The following is a 19,029-nucleotide window of genomic DNA, read 5'->3' as shown; positions in this document are numbered from 1 at the left end:
AGCCGAGACCCCTCCATGGCATTGCTCAAGCGGGTGGCCGAACGCGACCGCCCGACCCTGGCCTTCACCCTCGACGGCCAGCCGGCCGAGGGCCTGCAGGGCGATACCCTGCTCACCGCCATCCTGACCCAGAGCGATCACCTGCGGGGCAGCGATTTCGGCGGCGAACCCCGCGCCGGTTTCTGCCTGATGGGCGCCTGCCAGGATTGCTGGGTGCGCCTGGCCGACGGGCGCCGGGTGCGCGCCTGCGCCACCTTTCTCGAAGCGGGCCAGCAGGTCAGCCGCGATCCGGGGCGGCCGCTGTGAGCGCCGTCGTGGTGGTGGGCGCCGGACCGGCGGGCATTCGCGCGACCCAGACCCTGGTCGCCCATGGCCTCGAGCCGGTGCTGCTCGACGAAAGCGCCCGCGGCGGCGGCCAGATCTATCGCCAGCAACCGGGCAATTTCCGGCGGCCGATCAAGGCGCTGTACGGCTTCGAAGCCGGCAAGGCCCAGGCGCTGCACGGCGCGCTGGAAGCCGTGCAGGCACAGCTGGACTATCGACCCGACACCCTGGTGTGGAATGCCGAAGCACGCGCCCTGGATACCCTGAGCCAGGGCCGCTATGTCGATCGCCTGGCCTTCGACCAGGTGATCGTCGCCACCGGCGCCACCGACCGCATCCTGCCGGTACCGGGCTGGACGCTGCCCGGCGTCTACAGCCTGGGGGCCTCCCAGGTGGCGCTCAAGTTCCAGGGCTGCGCCATCGGCAGCCGCCCGGTGCTGGCCGGTACCGGCCCCTTGCTCTATCTGGTCGCCTATCAATACGCCAAGGCCGGGGCCAAGCCGCTGGCGGTGCTGGACAGCGCGCCCTTCCGCGACCAGGCCGCTGCCACCCCGGCCCTGCTCGGTCAACCGGCCACCTTCGCCAAGGGCCTCTACTACCGCAGCTGGCTGGCACTGCACGGCGTACCCGTGCACCAGGGTGCCGAGCTCCTGGCGGTCGAAGGCGAGCGTCGAGTAGACGCCGTGCGCTGGCGCGCCGCCGATGGTGAGGCGCACCGACTGGAGTGCGACGCCCTGGGCTTCGGCCAGACGCTGCGCAGCGAGACCCAGCTGGCCGACCTGCTGGGCTGCGACTTCGCCTGGAGCGCTCTCAATCGCGCCTGGTTGCCGGTGCGGGATCCGGGTGGGCGCAGCAGTCAGACCGGGGTCTACCTGGCCGGCGACGGCGCCGGTATCCAGGGCGCCGACGCCGCCGAGCTGGCGGGCGAACTGGCGGCCCTGAGTCTGCTGGACGATCGCGGCGTGCCGGTGGACAGGACGCGCATCCAGGCCCTGCAGGCACGCCTGGTGCGCTTCGAGGTGTTTCGCCAGAGCCTGGAGCGGGCCTTTCCCTTCCCCGCGGACTGGGCGGCCAAGGCGCCGGACGAAGTCACGGTCTGTCGCTGCGAACAGGTCAGCGCCGGCGAGATCCGCGCCGCCGTGGCCCAGGGCCATTGGGAAATCAACAGGGTCAAGGCCACCTGCCGGGTCGGCATGGGTCGCTGCCAGGGGCGCATCTGCGGCGCGGCGGCGGCCGAATTGATCGCCTGCGCCAGTGGTCGCCCGCTGGACCAGATCGGCCGGTTGCGCGCCCAGGCGCCGATCAAGCCGCTGCCCTTTGGCGTGGAGCTGGCGCCATGAGTCGGCTGGACGTGGATGTCCTGATCATCGGCGGCGGCATCGTCGGCAGCAGCGCGGCGCTGTTCCTGGCCCAGGGCGGCCAGCGCGTCGCCCTGCTGGAACGCAACTTCTGCGGCGCCCAGGCCAGTGGCGTCAACTACGGCGGGGTACGCCGCCAGGGCCGCCCGCTGGTGCAGTTGCCGCTGTCCAGTCGCGCCCATCAGATCTGGGGCGGTCTGCGGGACCTGCTGGGTACCGATGGCGAATACCTCAGATCCGGCCACCTCAAGCTGGCCCGCAGCGACACCGACTTCGCCTCCCTGCAGGCCTATGCCCAGGCCAGCCAGGGCTTCGGCCTCGATCTGCAACTGCTCGACCGGGGCGAATTGCGCCGGCGCTTTCCCTGGGTCGGCGACATCGCCGTGGGTGCCTCCTTCTGCCCGGAGGACGGCCACGCCAATCCGCGCCTGGTTTCCCCGGCCTTCGCCCAGGCAGCTGCCCGCGCCGGCGCCCGCATCCTCGAACGGACCGCCGTGACCGCGGTCGAGCACGATGGCCAGCGCTTCCAACTCTGCACCGACAGCGGCCTGACCCTGAGCGCGCCCTGGCTGCTCAATTGCGCGGGTGCCTGGGCCGCGGAGCTGGCCGCCCGCTTCGGCGAGCCGGTGCCCCTCACCGCGGCCCATCCGGCCATGCTGGTGACCGAACCGCTGCCTCTCTTCATGACCGCCAGCACCGGCGTGGAAGGCGGCGGCATCTATGCCCGCCAGGTGGCGCGGGGCAATTGCGTGCTGGGCGGCGGGCGCGGTTTCGCCCTCGACGCCGACCGCGCCCGCCCCGGCCAGCTGGCCATCCTCGACATCCTGAGAAACGCCGCCGAACTCTATCCGGCCCTCAGCGGTGCCCAGGCGATCCGTACCTGGAGCGGCGTCGAGGGCTATCTGCCGGATCACCAGCCGGTGCTCGGCCCCAGTCTCACCACCCCCGGCCTGCTGCACGGCTTCGGCTTTGCCGGCGCGGGCTTCCAGATCGGGCCGGCGGCTGGCGAAGCCCTGGCCGAGTGCATCCTGCAGGGCGCCCCCCGGCACAGCCTGCAGGCCTTTTCCATCGCCCGTTTCCCTTCCCAGCCCAGGAGTTCCCAAACATGCGCCTGACCCCTGCCCTGCTCGTGGCCCTCGCCGGCCTGCCCCTGGCCGCCGTGGCCGAACCGACGCTCTACCTCGGCATGAATGGCGGCACCATGGAACGCCTCTATGCCGACAGCGTGCTGCCCGCCTTCGAGAAGGCGCACAACGTCAAGGTGGTGATCGTGCCCGGCACCTCGGCGGACATCCTCGCCAAGGTCCAGGCCAGTCCGCAGAAGCCGCCGATCCATGTGATGTTTCTCGACGACGGCATCATGTACCGCGCCATCGGCATGAATCTGTGCAGTCCGCTCAAGCCCAGCGCGGCCCTGGCGCAGATCCCCGAAAAGGCCAAGATCAAGGACCAGGCAGCCGCCGTCAGCCTGGGCGTGACCGGTCTCGCCTACAACAGCCGGCTGTTCAAGGACAAGGGCTGGGCGGCGCCGACCTCCTGGGCGGACCTCGCCGATCCCAAGTACAAGGGCAAGGTGGTGTTCCAGTCGCTGTCCTCGTCCACCTTCGGGCTGCATGGTTTCCTGATGTTCAACCGGCTCAAGGGCGGCACCGAGCAGGACGTCGACCCCGGCTTCAAGGCCTGGTCCACCACCGTCGGCCCCAATGTGCTGGAGTACATCCCCAGCTCGGCCAAGCTCTCGGAAATGGTGCAGACCGACGAGGCGGCGCTGTTCCCGCTGACGCCCACCCAGGTCACCGCGCTCAAGCTCAAGGGCATCCCGGTGGAATACGCCCCGCCCAAGGAAGGCGCCGTGGTACTCAACGTCGCCGAATGCGTGACCGCCAACAACGACCAGCCCGAGCTGGCCCAGCAACTGGCGGAATACCTGCTGACCCCCGAGGCCCAGGCGCCGGCGCTGGAACTGGGCGACCAGATCCCGTCCAACCCCAACACCCCCACCACCGACAAGACCCGCGGCCAGGTGGAAGCCATGCAGAACTACCTGAAGACCGCCGTGACCATCGACTGGGACGAAGTGAACAAGGTGCGGCCGCAGTGGAACGCCCGCTGGAATCGGCAGGTGGAGCGCTAGTCGCTCGAACAGCGCAAATGCACCGGTGGGTGTCGACCCTGGACAACCCAGCTTCGGGGCGACCCTTCACCCTTGGCGGCTTCCATCACCAGGAGAGCCGCCATGGCCAACCCGCCCATCACCGTTCTGCGCGACACCCAACCCCTGCCCGTGGTCGATGCCTGCAAATGGGAGCGCATCGAGGGCGAGCCCCATACCGTCAATCTCAATGCCTACACCTCCGATGACGGCAGCAAGATCATGGGCACCTGGATCTGCACCCCCGGCAAGTGGCGCGTCGACTACGTGAAGTGGGAGTACTGCCACTTCCAGGAGGGCTACTGCATCATCACCCCCGACGGCCAGGAGCCCATCCACCTGAAAGCCGGCGACATCTTCGTCGTCGAACCCGGCATGAAGGGCACCTGGGAAGTGGTCGAGACGGTGCGCAAGTATTTCGTGTTCGCCTGATCGGGTGAGCCCCCGGCACTGGCGTCGGGGGCCGGCTGTCATCGACCGTCGAAACCGCGGAAGAAGCGCTCGGCGTTGTCGCTCAAGGTTTCCAGGTCGTATCCCCCTTCCTGCACGATCACCGTGGGCAGCCCGAGGGCCTTGATCCTTTCGCCCAGCAGGCCGAATCCCGCCTGACTCACCGCCACCTTGGACTGCGGATCGTTTTCGTAGATGTCGAAGCCGAGGGACAGCACCAGCACGTCCGGCGCCCATTCACGCAGTGCCGTCTCGGCCTGATCCAGCCGGGCGAAGAAGTCAGCCTCGGAGGCGCCGTGAGGCATTGGCAGATTGAGGTTGCAGCCCTCGCCCGGCCCGCTGCCGCGTTCATCGGCGAAACCAGCCACCACCGGATAGAAGTTGGTCGGATCGCCATGGATCGACAGGTAGCAGACGTCATCCCGGTCGTAGAAGATTTCCTGGATGCCCTGGCCGTGGTGCATGTCGGTATCGAGGATGGCGACCCGGGCGAAGCGCGCGCGCAACTCCTGGGCCGCGATGGCGGCGCCATTCAGGTAGCAGAAGCCACCGGCCGCCTCGGCGCGGGCATGGTGCCCGGGTGGACGACAGAGGGCATAGGCGGCTGGCGCGCCGTCCCGTACGCAGCGCGCCGCGGCGACCGCGCTCTGGGCGGAGCCATAGACGGCGGCCCAGGTCTGGGCGCCGATCGGACAACTGCCGTCTGCCAGGTAGCGGGCGGTCTGGCCGAGGATGCCACGCAGCGGGTTGTTCTCGCGGATATAGATGTTCGACATCACCTCGTCACCCCAGTCCTCGGGTACCTGGTGCCAGTCGCGATAGGCATTCTCCAGGTAGGTCACATAGGCCTCGCCGTGCACGGCATGCAGCGGCGCGCGACCGTGATCCGCCGGCTGTTCGAGGGGATAGCCCAACCGCTCCACCGCGGCCAGCAAGGCGTCGAGGCGGGCCGGCACCTCCTGGGGGGTGCGCATCTGGCCACGGGACAGGTAGCTGCGCGGATGGTGCAGGCGCTGATCGGGATGGAAAAAGGTCTTCATGTCATCTCTCCTGATGGCCCGCGCGGGCCAGCACGGCATTGAACAGGACGTCGGCGCCGCGGCGGACGTCATCGAAGCTGGCCGACTCGGCCTCGTTGTGGCTCAGGCCGCCGGCACAGGGGATGAAGATCATCGCCGTGGGGCAGTGCTTGGCCAGGTGGATGGCGTCGTGACCGGCGCCGCTGATGATGTCGCGGTGGGGATAGCCCAGCGCCTGGACCGCATCGCGCACGGCGGCGACGCAGTCGGTGGCGAAGGGGGTAGCAGGACTCAGCCAGTGCCGCCGGACGTCCAGCGACAAGCCGCGCTTGGCGGCCACGGCGGCCAGGCATTCCCGCGCGGCGGCTTCCAGCGCCGCCAGGGTCTGGTCCTGGGGATGACGCAGGTCCAGGGTGAAGTGCACCTCGCCGGCGATGGTGTTGCGCGAGGAGCGCGCCACATCCAGTTGCCCCACGGTGACCAGTCCTTCGCCGAAGCGAGTTGCGAGATCCTCCAGCGCGGCCAGCATCCGGCCGACGCCGAACAGGGCATCCCGGCGCCGGGCCATAGGGGTGGTCCCGGCGTGGGCCGCGGTGCCCCGGACGCACACGTCGAGCCAGCAGATCGCCTGGCCCCCGGTCACCACGCCCACGGCCAGGCCCTCGTCTTCGAGGACCGGACCCTGTTCGATATGGGCCTCGAAATAGGCGTCGAAGGTCCGCCCCAGTGGCTGGTCGCCGGCATAGCCGGTGCGCTCCAGGCTGGTAGCCACGGAGATGCCGTCCCGGTCGCAGGTCGCCAGGGCCTCGGCCAGCGGCAGTTGCCCGGTGAAGACCGCGGAGCCCAGCATGGCCGGGGTGAAGCGGGCGCCCTCCTCGTTGGTCCAGACGGCGACTTCCAGGGGGCGGTCGGTCTGGATGTCCGCATCGTTCAGACTGCGCATCACTTCGAGACCGGCCAGCACGCCATAGACGCCGTCGAAGCGCCCACCCTTGGGTTGGGTGTCCAGATGACTGCCCATGACCACCGGCGCGGCCTGGTCATCACGGCCCGGACGACGGGCGAACAGGTTGCCGATGCGGTCCACCGTCAGACTGAGACCGGCGGCCGCGCACCACTGGCCGAACAGTGCCCGTCCCTGGCGATCCTCTTCGCTCAGGGCCAGCCGGCTGCTGCCGCCGGCTTCGCCAGGGCCAATCTCGGCCATGGCGGCAAGGCTCTGCCAGAGACGCTCGCCATCGATTCGATACATGGTGGATTCCTTGTGTTCAGGCGGGAGAGACATGGGCGGTCGCTTCCCGACGGCGCGCCAGAGCGGCCACGCACAGCAGCGACAGACCGGCCAGCAGGGAGTAGAAGACCGCCAGTGGCCACCACTCGCCCGTGAAGCGGTGAGCCAGCAAGGTGCCGATCATGGGTGTGAGGCCACCGGCGATGGCGCCACAGATCTGGTAGGCCATGGAGATGGCGGTGTAGCGCACCCGGGTAGCGAAGACACCACTGACGAAACCGGCGATCACCGCATAGAAGGACGCCATGCAGGCCGCCGCCAGGGCGATTCCCAGCACGATCAGCGGCGCCGAGCCGGTCTTGACCAGCACGAACATCGGATAGGGCGAGGCCATGGCAAGGGCCGCGATCAACAGCAGGAAACGGGCGCTGCCCAGGCGCTCGGCGAACAATGCGGCCAGCGGCTGGACCAGAAACTGGATGAGGGCGACGAACAGCAGGCAATCGAGGATCAGCGAGCGCGACAACTCCAGCACCTGGGTGGTGTAGCTGAGCATGAAGGTGTTGGTGAAATAGACGCCGGCGATGCCCAGGGTATTGGCACCGATGCACAGCAGCAACGGACGCCAGGCGCTGCGCAGCACCTCGGCCGCCGGCGCCTTGACCGTTTCCTGGCGCTCCTTCATCTCGGCGAATTCGGGGGATTCATCCACGCCCAGGCGGATGGCCAGCCCGACCACCAGCAGCAGCGCGCTGGCCAGAAACGGCAGGCGCCAGCCCCAGCTGAGCAGGTCCTCTTCCGGCAGGCTGGTGACGCTACGAAAGGCAATGATCGACAGGATCAGGCCGGCCGGGCTCCCCCACTGGGCGAAGGAAGCGAAAAAGGTACGACGGCCCGCAGGTGCATGCTCGCCGGCCATCAGCACGGCGCCGCCCCATTCACCCCCCACGGCAATGCCCTGCACCACCCGCAACAGGATCAGCAGGATCGGCGCCCAGACGCCAGCCTGGCTATAGGTGGGCAGAATGCCGATGAGCACGGTGACCACGCCCATCATCAGCAGGGTGACGATCAGGGATTTCTTGCGGCCGATGCGGTCGCCGATATGGCCGAAGACCAGGCCACCCAGAGGTCGGGCGAAGAAGCCTACGGCGAAGGTCCCGAAGGCAGCCAGGGTGCTCAGCAAGCGGTCTTCGGAAGGAAAGAACAACTGGCCGAAGACCAGCGCGGCGGCCGTGGCGAAGATGTAGTAGTCGTACCACTCGATGGTGGTGCCCACGAAGGCAGCGGCGGCGGCGCGTCTGGGTTGGCGACGAGGAGAGGTGGACGGCATGCAGGGTGCTCCTATCGACTGCCGGAAAGAGAGGCGGCGCGGCGGATTGGAAGGCCGGACGCACGGAGAGCAATGGGCAGGGGCGATCAGGGCGACATGGACGCAGCACTCCTGGGGGTATCGTTCTTGTTGGGCAGGAGAGGAAGAAGGATCGAGGACGCTCTAGGGCGCCTTGACGTCGTTATCCCTTGGCGGGCTAAGATTAGTCAATTTTCTAATTCTTATACTTATCTATAAACATGGCTAATAATCAGGATGAACCGCTCTCCCCCGCGCCCTTGCCCGAGGGCCGGCGTTTTCTCAACGATCGGCTGGACTGGAATCTCCTGCGCACCTATCTGGTGATCGTCCAGGAAGGCAGCGTGAGTCGTGCGGCCGCACGGCTGCACCTGACTCAGCCAGCCGTGAGCCAGGCCCTCAAGCGGCTGGAGGAACAACTCGATCGCGCGCTGATCATTCGCCGTGGGCCGCGCTTCGCCCTCACCGAGGCCGGCGAAGAGGTAGCCCGGATCGCCAGCGACCTCTATGGCAACGTCTCCCGCCTTGGCGCTGCCTTGGAGCGCTCGACGGAAACCGTGGTGGGCAAGGTGCGGATGCTCACCATCAGCCGCATCCAGTCGCGCTGCTACGACGACTTCCTCGCCGACTTCCACCGTCGCTTTCCACGGGTGGAACTGGAGATCGACGTGATGCGCAGCTCGGACATCATCAGCTCCCTGCTGCAGAAGACCGCGACCCTGGGCCTCGCCCTCTGCCGTATTCCTCAGCCCAAGCTGGAGCAGCGCGTGCTGTTGCAGCAGCGCTACGCCTTCTTCTGCGGACGCCGCCACCCCTTGTTCGGGCGCAGTGGCCTGTCGCTGGCCGATCTACAGGGCGAAAACTTCGTCAGCTTCACCAGCGACCAGATTGGCGGCAGCCTCTCGCCGCTCACCATCTTTCGCGATCAGCAGGGCTTCACCGGACGTATCGTGGCCTCCTCGCCCAGCCTCGAAGAAATCCGCCGCCTGGTCGGCGCCGGTTACGGCATCGGCTGTCTGCCCCAGCATGTGGTGGCCGACGAGGTGGCCGCCGGCGAACTCTGGCGCCTGCCGCCCAGCGAGGGCGTGGCCGATGTCGACGTGCACCTGCTCTGGCACCGCGAACAGCGCATGACCCAGGCGGAAACCGCACTGCTGGAAGGCTTCCAGCATCTGCTGGCGACCACCGAGGTCGCCGCGCGGCTCTAGGCCTCAGGGCGTGGCATCGCTCGCATAGCAGGCCCAGGCCAGGCGGGTGGCCAGGCGTTCGAGATAGGCCATGATGGCCGGCGCGGCGATGCGCTCCATCGGGGTGCTGCGCCAGCGGTGCAGCGACAGGCCCAGGGCGATGTCGGCCAGGCTGAAGGACTCGCCGGCCACATAGGGGCCGTGCTGCGCCAGGTGCGCCTCCAGAATGGCGATGCGCCCGTTCCAGGCGGCGATGCCTTGCGCTAGGCGTTGCGGATCGGGTTCCGGTGGCTGCTGCTTCACCAGCGCCAGATAGGCATAGCTCCAGGCCGGATTGAGTTCGCAGGCCTGCCAGTCGAGCCACTGATCGACCCGCGCCCGGGCGCGCGGAGCGGTAGGATAAAGCGCCTCGCCGCCATGGGCATTGGCCAGGTAGCGCAGGATGCTGTTGGACTCCCAGAGCACGAAGTCGCCATCCAGCAGGACCGGGATCTGGCCGTTGGGATTCCACTGCAGGTACTCGGCGGATTGCGCCGAGCGAAAGCCGGCGCCCCAGTCCTCGCGCTCATAGCCCAGGCCCAGTTCATCGAGGCACCAGAGCGCCTTGCGTACGTTGATCGAAGAGACGCGACCAAGAATCTTCAGCATACAGAGGCGACCTCCCGGGATGGATGGCTGAGATAGGGCTCGATATTGCCGAGCGCGCGCTGCACATAGTCCTCCTTCTCGCCCACCGGTGCCACGTAATGCAGCACCTCGGCCGCCGCGTCGCGGCCCAGCAGCCTGGCGATGGCCCAGGCCGCCAGGTAGCTGGAAGCCAGGCAGCCGCCGGCGGTGGCCAGGTTGCCGCGGGCGAAGAAGGGCTGATTCAGCACCTCGATGCCGGCTTCCTGCGCCCAGGGCTTGGTGGTGAGATCGGTGCAGCCGGGTACGCCGTCGAGCAGGCCGAGGCGCGCCAGCAGCAGCGTCCCGGAGCACTGGGCACCGATCAGCTGGCGCCTGGGATCGAGCACCGACAGTTGCTCCAGCAATGCCGCATCCCGGGCGACCTCACGGGTCCGGTTGCCACTTCCAACCAGCACGGCGGTGCAATCCGCCAGTTCGTCGAAGCCGGCCTGGCGCTCCAGGCGGACGCCGTTCATGGACGTCACGAGGGGGGTCGGCGCCATCAGCGAGACCCGCCAGTCCGGCCGCTTGATGCGATTGAGCAGGCCCAGGGCGATGAGGGAGTCCAGTTCGTTGAAGCCTTCGAAGGTGAGGATGGCGAGGTGCATGGGAGCTACCAAGGGCTTGCTGTCGATCCAAGGATTCTTGGCCGCGACTCTGCCGTTCGACCAGATACAGTGCCGCACCGGGCTGGCCATACAGTCATGCCAATCATCGGCAAACCGCTCTAAGCCGGGCAACGACGACGCTGGAGCACTGGAAGCCATGGCACTTAGCCATTACAGTGACACACCCTGGCCGAGCCACCGGCCGATTTGTCATCGCCCATCGGCCTTACCCCCTTTCGAGATGTCGATGGACAACGAGATTCGTTATGAACAGCACGTCCGGCGGGTGCTGCGCACGCCCCTGCTGGTGCTGCAGCCGCTGATGCTGGCGATGTGGCCGCTGACCCTGTGGTGCAATCCGCTGATCGGCAGTCCCTACAAGGGACGCTATTTCGCGCTGATGCTGCTGTTGCTGGCGATCAGCGCCCTGCTCAGCGTGGCGCGCAGCGCACGCATGATGAGTCTGACCTTTACCGGCAACATCTGGGCATTCGCCCTCGCCTTCCGCATCCAGATCCAGGATGGCGGCGCCGTGGGTCACTACTGGAACCTGCCCGTCGCCCTCATCATCATCCTGGGCACCTGCGGCCTGACCTACCGCCTCTCCCACTACCTCATCACCCTGGCCGGCGCCGGCTTCATCCTCTTCATCGGTCAGGACCGGTTGATACCCAGCGCGATGCCGGAGCAGTTGGTCGGGCTGCTGGTCAGTGTCGCCCTGGCCATCGGCATCGCCTACAACCACGCCAACAGCCAGTGGATGCTACGGACCTTCAGGCTCAAGGAGCGCTATCGGATTCTCGCGGAAACCGATGAACTCACCCGGATCGCCAACCGCCGCAAGCTCCTCCAACAGCTGGACGCGGCGCGGGGCGAGAGCGGATGGGAAGCCAGGCATTTCGTCATGCTCGACATCGACAACTTCAAGGAGATCAACGACCGGCACGGCCATCAGGTGGGCGATGAGGTGCTGGTCGCCACGGCGCGGGAACTCGATCGACTCGATCCGCGGCTGGAGGGCGGCCGCCTGGGCGGCGAGGAATTCGGCCTGCTGATCCGCGGCCTCGACGAGGCAAGGATCAGCCACCTGCTGGAAACCCTGCGCGCGCGCCTGGCCGAGGCCGGCCCCCTGGGCATCCGCTTCAGCGCCGGGGCGCTTCGCCTTGCGCCGGAGCTGTCGCTCAACGAGCTGCTGCGCCAGGCGGACGAAGGCCTCTACCAGGCCAAGCGCCAGGGCAAGGACCAGGTGGTCTGGATCCGCTGAGGACCGCTACTCCAGCTTTTCCACCTTAACCGCGGTGGTGCCGTCGTCGACCATGTCCACCCGCCGGGCAGCGGCGCGGGAGAGATCGATGATGCGGCCGCGGATATAGGGCCCGCGGTCGTTGATGCGCACCACCACGGCGCGATCATTTTCCAGGTTGGTCACCTTGACCCGGGTGCCGAGCGGCAGGGTCTTGTGGGCGGCGACCAGTTCGTTGTTGTTGAAGGTCTCGCCACTGGCGGTTTCCTTGCCGTGGAACTTGCGCGAGTAGAAGGAGGCCTTGCCGCGCTGTTCGAAGCCGGCTTCCTTCTTGACCGGTGCCGCGACGGTCTTGGCGTCCTTTTCCTGGCAGGCGGTGCAGGCAAGTATCAGAAGCAACACGAGGGATCTGGGACGGATGAACACGTTTCACCTTCCTCTTTTTCTTGGTTTTCGGGAAAGCAACGCTCGGGGAGTGGATTCAGCTAGCTCTGAACCCGGGCGCCCCCGGGAGGTTCGCCAGGGATGGCCAGCGGCCAGCCCATCTGTGACGAGCCCCTCAAGACCGCCCTAGGGCGCCGGCAGCACGTACCTGAGGATGGCCACGAAATGCAGGGCGCTGCCGGCCATGACGAAGCCGTGCCAGATGCCATGCCAGTGGCGAAAGCGATCGTCGAAGACGAAGAAGAGGATGCCGACGGTATAGAGCACCCCGCCGGCCGCCAGCCAGGCGAAGCCCTCGCCGCCCAGGCGATCCAGCAGTGGTCCCACCGCTACCAGCACGATCCAGCCCATGGTGGCGTAGATCACCAGCGACAGGATGCGCGCCTCCGAACGCGGCTTGAGCTCCTGCGCCATGCCGATCAGCGCCAGCCCCCAGACGATGCCGAACAGCGTCCAGCCCCAGGGACCGCGCAGGGTCACCAGGCAGAACGGCGTGTAGCTGCCGGCGATGAGCAGATAGATCGACAGGTGATCGAGCTTTTGCAATAGGCGTTTCGCCCGCCCCTTCACGCTGTGGTAGAGGGTCGACACGCTGTAGAGGATCACCAGCGCGACCCCATAGATGGCCACGCTGACGATGCGCCAGGGATCGCCCTGCAGGCTGGCCAGTACCACCAAGGCAATGGCGCCGGCCAGGGCCAGCAGGGCACCGACCAGATGGGTCCAGGCATTGAGACGTTCGCCGTAGTACATGCGTCCTCCGGTGTAGGTCGCAAATGGGCTCAGGGTCTCGCCGAGCCCTCGCGACGGGCAGTGAGGCGCTCGTAGCGGTCGAGCAGCGGCTGGATGGAAATCCCGTGGACCGCGATGCTCAAGGCCACCACCGACAGGGTCAGGTCGACGATGGTCCCGGCCCACTCGGCCGTGACCTGATGCGTGAGCGCGTAGCACAGATAATACAGGCTACCGATGCCACGGATGCCGAACCAGCCGATCAGCGCACCCTGGTGGCGATCGATGCGAGTGAAGGGCAGCATGCTGGCCACGCCCAGCGGGCGGATCACCACGAACAGCAAGGCGCCCAGCAGCAGCGCGCGGCTGTCCCAGTGGGTGATGAGTACCACGCCGAGCAAGGTCACCAGCAGCACCTCGAAGGAGCGCTCCACCAGACTGCCGAAGGCGAGCATGTCGCCCATCATCACCCCAGCCGCCATGCGCGGCTCCTCGATGTCCTCGGCGTTGGCCACGGTGGCACGCTCCGGCGCTCCGGTGAGGTGACCGATCACCGGTTGCGCCAGTTGCTCGGAAGGCGTTTCCGCATTACCGGAGGTCTGTACCTCGGCCTGGCGCAGGCCCAGGCCGGCGGCGAACACCGCGAGAAAGCCGAAGGCGCCGATCTCGTCGGCCAGCACATAGGACAGGGCGATCAGCGCCAGGGCGAGGAAATCGTTGGGCGAGATGGTGCTGTCGCCATGCCGCGTGCGCAGGAAGATCATCAGCCGCCCGACCCCCTTGCCCATGGCATAGCCCAGCAGCAGGCCCGCCGGCACGCCCCAGACCACATTCTTGAGAAACCACTCCAGGGTCCAGCCCCAATGGAGTTCGCCATGCTGCAGGAGCAGCAGACCGAGCAGCACGAAGGGAAAGGCGGTGCCGTCGTTGAGGCCCGCCTCGCCGGAGAGACCGAAGCGCACCCGGTCGAAATCCTGGGCGTGGTTGACCTGCACCAGCCCGGCCAGCACCGGGTCGGTAGGCGCGAGGATGGCGCCGATCAGCAGGGCCACGCCCCAGGACAGACCGAGCAGGTAGTGGGCGATCAGGCAGACCCCGGCGATGCTGAAGATCATCACCGGCCCGGCCAGCAGATAGGCGCCGTGCCAGGAAGAGCGATGAAAGGACAGGCGCAGCTTGAGGCCGCTGACGAACAGCGAAAAGAGCACCGCCACCTCGGTGAGGTGGCCGATCCAGGTCGCCGATTGCTGGAAGTCGACCTCGGCCAGGCCCAGGCCGATGGGGCTGATGAGCATGCCGAAGGCCAGGCAGACCACCGAGGTGGTGACCGGCAGCCAGCGCAGGTAGGCGGAGGTCAGGGCGAGGATCATCAACAGCGATCCCAATACCCCGACCCAGACGAGAAAAGTCATGTGGGTAGCGTGATCCAGAACAGAGAAGGAAGAACGGGTAGCAGACGTCACCCTTCTGATGGAGACTGCGCCGACGTAGCCGCGTGCCCCCTATCTGCCGAATGGCGCGCCTCCGGGTGACCCCGTGGCCCTGGCCGGGGTCCCATGCCCTATAGTCCCCAAGGAAAGCCTCTACCCGCATGAGCGATCACCGCCTCCGCAAGCAACGCCGCCTCGAACGCCTGCAGCGCTTCCTCGACTGGGCCGGCCGCACCCATCCCGACTTCGTCGCCAGGCAGCAGCACCAGGAAATCTGGTTCAAACCCTATTCGGGCTATCCCCTGCCGCACCTGGGGCGGATCGCCAAGGCCTTCTGGTTGGGGCTGGACGAAGGCGCTGCGGTCGCCGCCGGCAGCGCGCCCGATCCCGACAGCCTGCTGGGCCAGGCGCTGCTCAATGCCGGCAAGACCTTTGGCTATCCGGTGGACGTCTTCGGCAGCGAAAAGCTCTTTACCGGCGGCGCGGCGAGCGAATTGCTCGAATCCCACTGGGCGCTGAATCTGGCCGACAGCGCTTCGGCCGAGGCCTTTGCCGCCGCGGTTAGCGAGCGTCTGGGCGATGCGGTGCGCGAGCGCCTCGGCATTCTGGCGGCGCCCTTCGCCGAGATGGCGGACGAGGATCGCCAGCGGGTGCTGGAGCGGGTGCCCCAGGCGTTGATCCGCCTGGACGACTTTTTGCCGCGGGCGGTGGAGGTGCTCAACGAAACGCGCCACGAATTGAGATTCAACGTGGTGCTGACCCACGAGGACATTCGCCTGGAGATCCCCCGGCGGCTGGCGGCCAACCAGGGCCGACTGCTGAGTGACGCCGATGTCGCCGCGCTCAGGGCCGAAGCCGAGGCGGACCTGCGCGAGCGTTTCGCCGTGCTGGTGGGCGAAGCCGATGCCCTGGACTTCGATCTGCACCAGCTGGGCACGCCGCGCCTGCAGGAGCTGATGCGCCTGGAAGCCGACAAGCTGCGCCGCGCGCTGCGCCACGCCGTGACCCAGCAGCGCGAGAAGATGGCCTTCGCCGTGCTGCTGGAAAACAATCCGCGCTTCGGCCAGTACCACCAGAATTACCCGGCCCGCCGCCTGACCCGCACCTGGACCGCCCTGCTCGGCCCCACCAACAGCGGCAAGACTCACAGGTCCATTGAGGCCATGGCGGCGGTGACCCATGCCATCTACCTCTCGCCGCTGCGGTTGATGGCCCTGGAAAACCAGGAGCGCCTGGAATCCCTCGGCGTACCCTGCTCGCTGGTCACCGGCGAGGAGGAGATCATCCGCCCGGGCGCCACCCACTTCTGCTGCACCGTGGAGGAATTCGCCCGCTTCCGCCGCCAGCAGTGGGAGGTGGTGGTGGTCGACGAGGTGCAGATGCTGGCCGATCCGCAGCGCGGCTGGGCCTGGGTCGATGCCCTGGTCAGCGCCCACACCAAGCGCCTGCTGATGACCGGCCCGGCGCTGATCGAACCCTCGCTGCGCACCCTCTGCGAGCTGTGCGAGGACCGCCTGGAGATCAAGCCCACCAAGCGCCTGTCGCCGGTCACGGTGGCGCGCCACGCCACCACCCTGGAGCGCCTGGAACCGGGTTCGCTGCTGGTGGCCTTCAGCCGCCGGGTGGTGCTGGAACTCAAGGGCCTGCTGGAGATGGCCGGCCGCCGGGTGTCGGTGGTCTATGGCGCCCTCTCGCCGGAGGTGCGGCGGGAACAGGCGCGGCGCTTCCGCGAAGGCGAGACCGAGATCATGGTCGCCACCGATGCGGTGGGCATGGGCCTCAACCTGCCGGCCCATACCCTGTGCTTCTACACCGACGAGAAATTCGACGGGGTGGAGAACCGGCCGCTGCGGGTGCAGGAGGTCAAGCAGATCGGCGGGCGCGCCGGACGGTTCGGTCATCATGCCGAGGGGGAAATCACCGCGCTGGAGCCCCATGTACTGCGCAACATCAAGCGGCTGTTCCACAGCCCGGACGATCCGGTGGATTTGCACCAGTTCCAGGTGCGACCGAGCCTGGAACACCTGCGCGCGCTGTCCGAGTTCATGGAGGAGCCCAGCCTGCTGCGCACCTGGCTGACCTTCAATCGCAACATCAACTATGGCGACGCCTTCGTCTCGGTACTGCCCGACGAGCTGGCCGAGTGGATCAAGCTGATCGACCTGCCCGGTATCGACTTCCAGCTGCGCTGGATCTTCGCCTGCACGCCGATCCGTGGCGGCCTGGAAGGCCCGGCCAGCGGCCAGGCCCAGCGCTGGCTGCGCAGCGTCGCCCGCGGCGAGCCGGTGGATCTGCCGCGCATCCCCATGGGCACCGATCTCGCCGGACTGGAAAGCGCCCTGCACGTGGTGGAGACCTATCTGCACCTGTCGCGCAGCCTGCCCGAGCTGTTTCCGGCCCTGGAACGCGGCCAGGATCATCGCGACCTGCTCAACGACGCCATCACCCGGGAGTTGTCCCGCCGACGCCGGCCGCGTGGCCAGGAAAAGGGCCAGGGCAAGGGCGGCCGCCGCCAGGGACGGGGCGAACGCCGAGGTGGACGGTTCGGGCGCTAGGCGGCGCGGAAAGTCGCCAGCGGTCACGCTACCGATCGCGGCCATGGGCCGCTCCTACAGGGAAATCATGCTCCTGTAGGAGCGGCCCATGGCCGCGATAGTCCAAGCCAGAACGGCCGCATCGGCGGACCGCCATGGCCGCGATAAAGAAAGACAGTCGCTCCTACCGGGACGTCCCCAGCGGCGCCCGCGCCTTGAAGCTCCAGGTGAAGAAGAATTCCGCCACCTGCTCACCGCTTTCGTCGGTGCCGACGCTGCGCAGCTCGACCTGCTGCGGCTCGCCGGTCTCCCGGGCGCGCACCAGCGCCGCGGCGATGGCCGCGCCCTGGTCGCAGCGAAAGACGATGGTACCCACGGCCTTCTTGCTGAAGGTCGCCCTCATGGCCACCACCAGCATGGCGTAGCGGCTGCCGGAACGGCGGATGTGCCGGTCGGCGAGGATGCCGGTGGAAAATTCCGCCGCCATGCCCTCCACCGCCCAGAACATGCTCTTGAAGGGATTCTGGTTCAGCCAGCCATGGGTGACCTGCATCTGGCAGCCGGCATCGTCCAGGTGGCGCAGGCGCAGGCCGGCGATCTTGGCGATGGGCACCTTGGTCCAGACGAAGAGATTGAACAGCAGTCGATTCATGGCGAGCGCATCCGGCAGCCTGGCCGGAGCGCCAGGTGCCCGCAGCTTAGCGCTTCGCCCCGGGCCGCTCCATGGCTGGCGGACGCGGCCCGGTAGACAGTTCGCGACCCCCGGGTCGCGCGGCCGGGGCGCCTCGCCGAAGAGGCGCCCGCGGGCCTTATAGCGGATTGGCGTTGAGTTGCTCGGCGTAGCGCCGGGTCATGAACACCGCGAACAGCAGGCCGGCCACCGCCAGGCCGCCGCCCACCAGGCCGACGTAGGGCATGCCGACATGGGTCCCCACCACGCTGCCGAGCAGGGCGCCGCCGCCGATGCCGACGTTGTAGATGCCGGAGAACAGCGCCATGGCGACGTCGGTGGCGTCCTTGGCCAGGGCCAGTACCTTGGATTGCAGCGCCAGGCCGAAACTCATGATGGCGATGCCCCAGATGACGCTCAGACCCTCCAGCATGAAGCTCTTCCAGGCGAAGGGCAGCAGCAACAGCAGCGACAGGGCGATGCCAGCGATGGCCGCGATCAGGAAGCCATTGGGGAATCTCAGGCTGTAGCGGCTGAACAGCAGCGAGCCGATGACGCCGGAGCCGCCGAACAGCAGCAGCAAGGCGGTGATCTGCATGCCACCCATGCCCGCCACCTCCACGGCAAAGGGCTCGATGTAGCTGTAGCCGGTGAAATGGGCGGTCACCACCAGGGTGGTGAGCAGGTAGATGCACAGCAGCGCCGGGCGCTTGAACAGCACCGGCAGGCTGGCCAGGGAACCGGAGTTCTCGCTGGGCAGCAGCGGCAGGTTGCGCGCCAGCCAGAGCACCGTGCCCACCGCCAGCGCCGCGATGGCGACGAAGGTGTAGCGCCAGCCCAGCAATTCCCCCAGCACCCGGCCCAGCGGGATGCCCAGCACCATGGCCAGGCAGGTGCCGGTGGCCAGCAGGCCGAGCGCCTGGGTCTGCTTGCCGGCCGGGGCGATGCGCACCGCCAGCGAGGCGGTGATCGACCAGAACACCGCATGGGCGAAGGCGATGCCGATGCGGCTGGCCACCAGCACCTCGAAGCTCCAGGCCACCCCGGACAGGCCGTGGCAGGCGATGAACACGATGAAGACGAACACCAGCAGCCGGCGCCGCTCGATGGAACGGGTGGCGAGCATCATCGGCAGCGACATCAGGGCCACCACCCAGGCATAGATGGTCAGCATCAAGCCGACCTGCGAGGGGCGCATGTCGAAGCTGCGCCCGATGTCGCTGAGCAGCGCCACCGGAACAAATTCCGTGGTGTTGAAGATGAAGGCGGCCAGGGCCAGGGCGATGACACCGGACCAGCTGGGCTTCCGGGCTTCGGCGGTAGCATCCATGGGGGGTCTTCTACTCCAGAGCGAAAGGGTGGATGGCGACTCTCGGTCAGAAAGCCGACGACAAAAACCCACGAGCAAAGGCCTGGCCCGCCTGCGACGCCGGGTCGCGAGCGAGAAGTCTGCCGTAGGTAGGGATTGGAATTGAATGTAGTAAAAATTCTACGCTGTCGATTCGGACCATCACAACCTCCCGCAGTTGCGCCTGACAGCGGCAATCGCCTGGCCGAAGCGGCCAACCGCCTGATCGGTGGCGCTTTTTTACCCGGGAGCAGCACGCCGATCGCCTGGCGCTGCGACAAA

At 67.5% G+C, this 19,029-nt stretch carries 18 protein-coding genes; 8 read left to right on the top strand and 10 right to left on the bottom strand.

The features are described 5' to 3' along the window. Positions 1-15: 15 nt before the first annotated feature. From DBY63_RS14030 to DBY63_RS14010, 5 genes are all read left to right on the top strand, one after another. Positions 16-306: a (2Fe-2S)-binding protein gene (locus DBY63_RS14030; protein WP_007160508.1), complete on the top strand. Its 291-nt coding sequence runs from the start codon at positions 16-18 to the stop codon at positions 304-306. After that, positions 303-1,664 carry an FAD/NAD(P)-binding oxidoreductase gene (locus DBY63_RS14025; RefSeq protein WP_108582343.1) on the top strand — a complete coding sequence of 454 codons (1,362 nt, stop codon included), beginning with the start codon at positions 303-305 and terminating at the stop codon, positions 1,662-1,664. Before DBY63_RS14030 ends, DBY63_RS14025 begins: the two co-directional genes overlap by 4 nt. Beyond that, a complete protein-coding gene (locus DBY63_RS14020) occupies positions 1,661-2,797 on the top strand; it encodes an FAD-binding oxidoreductase (protein WP_108582342.1) in 1,137 nt (378 codons plus the stop codon). The genes DBY63_RS14025 and DBY63_RS14020 overlap by 4 nt, the downstream gene beginning before the upstream one ends. Further along, positions 2,788-3,816 (top strand): ABC transporter substrate-binding protein, encoded by a 1,029-nt coding sequence (locus tag DBY63_RS14015; RefSeq protein WP_074584654.1) that lies wholly within the window; start codon positions 2,788-2,790, stop codon positions 3,814-3,816. The genes DBY63_RS14020 and DBY63_RS14015 overlap by 10 nt, the downstream gene beginning before the upstream one ends. Before the next feature lie 102 nt (positions 3,817-3,918). Further along, positions 3,919-4,266 (top strand): cupin domain-containing protein, encoded by a 348-nt coding sequence (locus DBY63_RS14010; RefSeq protein ID WP_007160512.1) that lies wholly within the window; start codon positions 3,919-3,921, stop codon positions 4,264-4,266. A 38-nt stretch (positions 4,267-4,304) separates the two neighbouring features. Here the strand turns inward: DBY63_RS14010 and DBY63_RS14005 are convergent, their stop codons facing one another. Genes DBY63_RS14005 through DBY63_RS13995 form a run of 3 tightly spaced genes read right to left on the bottom strand, consistent with a single transcriptional unit; the run spans position 4,305 to position 7,867 of the window. Continuing rightward, positions 4,305-5,324 carry a histone deacetylase family protein gene (locus DBY63_RS14005; protein WP_108582341.1) on the bottom strand — a complete coding sequence of 340 codons (1,020 nt, stop codon included), beginning with the start codon at positions 5,322-5,324 and terminating at the stop codon, positions 4,305-4,307. A 1-nt stretch (position 5,325) separates the two neighbouring features. Beyond that, positions 5,326-6,555: a Zn-dependent hydrolase gene (locus tag DBY63_RS14000; protein WP_108582340.1), complete on the bottom strand. Its 1,230-nt coding sequence runs from the start codon at positions 6,553-6,555 to the stop codon at positions 5,326-5,328. Between the two features lie 16 nt (positions 6,556-6,571). Continuing rightward, entirely contained in the window at positions 6,572-7,867 is a 1,296-nt protein-coding gene (locus tag DBY63_RS13995) for an MFS transporter (protein WP_007160515.1), read from the bottom strand. A 239-nt stretch (positions 7,868-8,106) separates the two neighbouring features. Here DBY63_RS13995 and DBY63_RS13990 point away from each other — a divergent pair, with 239 nt between their 5' ends. Then, complete coding sequence (locus tag DBY63_RS13990) at positions 8,107-9,093, top strand: LysR family transcriptional regulator (RefSeq protein WP_051119454.1); 987 nt, start codon at positions 8,107-8,109, stop codon at positions 9,091-9,093. A 3-nt stretch (positions 9,094-9,096) separates the two neighbouring features. Here the strand turns inward: DBY63_RS13990 and DBY63_RS13985 are convergent, their stop codons facing one another. Together DBY63_RS13985 and DBY63_RS13980 are read right to left on the bottom strand one after the other, a co-directional pair. Then, complete coding sequence (locus DBY63_RS13985) at positions 9,097-9,720, bottom strand: glutathione S-transferase family protein (protein ID WP_108582339.1); 624 nt, start codon at positions 9,718-9,720, stop codon at positions 9,097-9,099. Next, positions 9,714-10,346, bottom strand: coding sequence for a DJ-1/PfpI family protein (locus DBY63_RS13980; protein WP_108582338.1), 633 nt, complete (start codon positions 10,344-10,346; stop codon positions 9,714-9,716). The genes DBY63_RS13985 and DBY63_RS13980 overlap by 7 nt, the downstream gene beginning before the upstream one ends. Before the next feature lie 247 nt (positions 10,347-10,593). Here DBY63_RS13980 and DBY63_RS13975 point away from each other — a divergent pair, with 247 nt between their 5' ends. Then, positions 10,594-11,610, top strand: a complete 1,017-nt coding sequence (locus DBY63_RS13975) for a GGDEF domain-containing protein (protein WP_256594396.1) — start codon at positions 10,594-10,596, stop codon at positions 11,608-11,610. A gap of 6 nt (positions 11,611-11,616) precedes the next feature. Here the strand turns inward: DBY63_RS13975 and DBY63_RS13970 are convergent, their stop codons facing one another. The 3 genes from DBY63_RS13970 to DBY63_RS13960 form a co-directional block, all read right to left on the bottom strand. Then, entirely contained in the window at positions 11,617-11,991 is a 375-nt protein-coding gene (locus tag DBY63_RS13970) for a septal ring lytic transglycosylase RlpA family protein (protein ID WP_223855457.1), read from the bottom strand. A gap of 168 nt (positions 11,992-12,159) precedes the next feature. Next, a complete protein-coding gene (locus tag DBY63_RS13965; RefSeq protein WP_007160523.1) occupies positions 12,160-12,786 on the bottom strand; it encodes a hemolysin III family protein in 627 nt (208 codons plus the stop codon). 29 nt (positions 12,787-12,815) lie between these two features. Further along, on the bottom strand, positions 12,816-14,177 hold the full coding sequence (locus tag DBY63_RS13960) for a cation:proton antiporter (RefSeq protein ID WP_177411452.1): 1,362 nt from the start codon (positions 14,175-14,177) through the stop codon (positions 12,816-12,818). Positions 14,178-14,356: 179 nt separating this feature from the next. Here DBY63_RS13960 and DBY63_RS13955 point away from each other — a divergent pair, with 179 nt between their 5' ends. Continuing rightward, complete coding sequence (locus DBY63_RS13955; protein ID WP_108582336.1) at positions 14,357-16,750, top strand: DEAD/DEAH box helicase; 2,394 nt, start codon at positions 14,357-14,359, stop codon at positions 16,748-16,750. A gap of 163 nt (positions 16,751-16,913) precedes the next feature. Here the strand turns inward: DBY63_RS13955 and DBY63_RS13950 are convergent, their stop codons facing one another. Together DBY63_RS13950 and DBY63_RS13945 are read right to left on the bottom strand one after the other, a co-directional pair. Further along, on the bottom strand, positions 16,914-17,381 hold the full coding sequence (locus DBY63_RS13950; RefSeq protein WP_108582335.1) for a DUF4442 domain-containing protein: 468 nt from the start codon (positions 17,379-17,381) through the stop codon (positions 16,914-16,916). Positions 17,382-17,538: 157 nt separating this feature from the next. Next, positions 17,539-18,729 (bottom strand): sugar transporter, encoded by a 1,191-nt coding sequence (locus DBY63_RS13945; RefSeq protein WP_108582334.1) that lies wholly within the window; start codon positions 18,727-18,729, stop codon positions 17,539-17,541. Between the last annotated feature and the right edge of the window lie 300 nt (positions 18,730-19,029).

The organism is Pseudomonas sp. RIT411 (assembly GCF_003057735.2).
GTDB classification, from domain to species: Bacteria; Pseudomonadota; Gammaproteobacteria; order Pseudomonadales; family Pseudomonadaceae; genus Chryseomonas; species Chryseomonas oryzihabitans.
The sequence above is the reverse complement of the archived record's forward strand: the minus strand, read 5'-3'. Positions and strand labels throughout refer to the sequence as shown.

Coding starts and splice junctions, on each gene's coding strand:
- DBY63_RS14010 (WP_007160512.1), top strand. CDS start 3,919: ATGGCCAACCCGCCCATCACCGTTCTGCGCGACACCCAACCCCTGCCC.
- DBY63_RS14000 (WP_108582340.1), bottom strand. CDS start 6,555: ATGTATCGAATCGATGGCGAGCGTCTCTGGCAGAGCCTTGCCGCCATG.
- DBY63_RS13985 (WP_108582339.1), bottom strand. CDS start 9,720: ATGCTGAAGATTCTTGGTCGCGTCTCTTCGATCAACGTACGCAAGGCG.
- DBY63_RS14030 (WP_007160508.1), top strand. CDS start 16: ATGGCATTGCTCAAGCGGGTGGCCGAACGCGACCGCCCGACCCTGGCC.
- DBY63_RS13995 (WP_007160515.1), bottom strand. CDS start 7,867: ATGCCGTCCACCTCTCCTCGTCGCCAACCCAGACGCGCCGCCGCCGCT.
- DBY63_RS13965 (WP_007160523.1), bottom strand. CDS start 12,786: ATGTACTACGGCGAACGTCTCAATGCCTGGACCCATCTGGTCGGTGCC.
- DBY63_RS13955 (WP_108582336.1), top strand. CDS start 14,357: ATGAGCGATCACCGCCTCCGCAAGCAACGCCGCCTCGAACGCCTGCAG.
- DBY63_RS13980 (WP_108582338.1), bottom strand. CDS start 10,346: ATGCACCTCGCCATCCTCACCTTCGAAGGCTTCAACGAACTGGACTCC.
- DBY63_RS13945 (WP_108582334.1), bottom strand. CDS start 18,729: ATGGATGCTACCGCCGAAGCCCGGAAGCCCAGCTGGTCCGGTGTCATC.
- DBY63_RS14005 (WP_108582341.1), bottom strand. CDS start 5,324: ATGAAGACCTTTTTCCATCCCGATCAGCGCCTGCACCATCCGCGCAGC.
- DBY63_RS13990 (WP_051119454.1), top strand. CDS start 8,107: ATGGCTAATAATCAGGATGAACCGCTCTCCCCCGCGCCCTTGCCCGAG.
- DBY63_RS14020 (WP_108582342.1), top strand. CDS start 1,661: ATGAGTCGGCTGGACGTGGATGTCCTGATCATCGGCGGCGGCATCGTC.
- DBY63_RS13950 (WP_108582335.1), bottom strand. CDS start 17,381: ATGAATCGACTGCTGTTCAATCTCTTCGTCTGGACCAAGGTGCCCATC.
- DBY63_RS13975 (WP_256594396.1), top strand. CDS start 10,594: ATGGACAACGAGATTCGTTATGAACAGCACGTCCGGCGGGTGCTGCGC.
- DBY63_RS14015 (WP_074584654.1), top strand. CDS start 2,788: ATGCGCCTGACCCCTGCCCTGCTCGTGGCCCTCGCCGGCCTGCCCCTG.
- DBY63_RS13960 (WP_177411452.1), bottom strand. CDS start 14,177: ATGACTTTTCTCGTCTGGGTCGGGGTATTGGGATCGCTGTTGATGATC.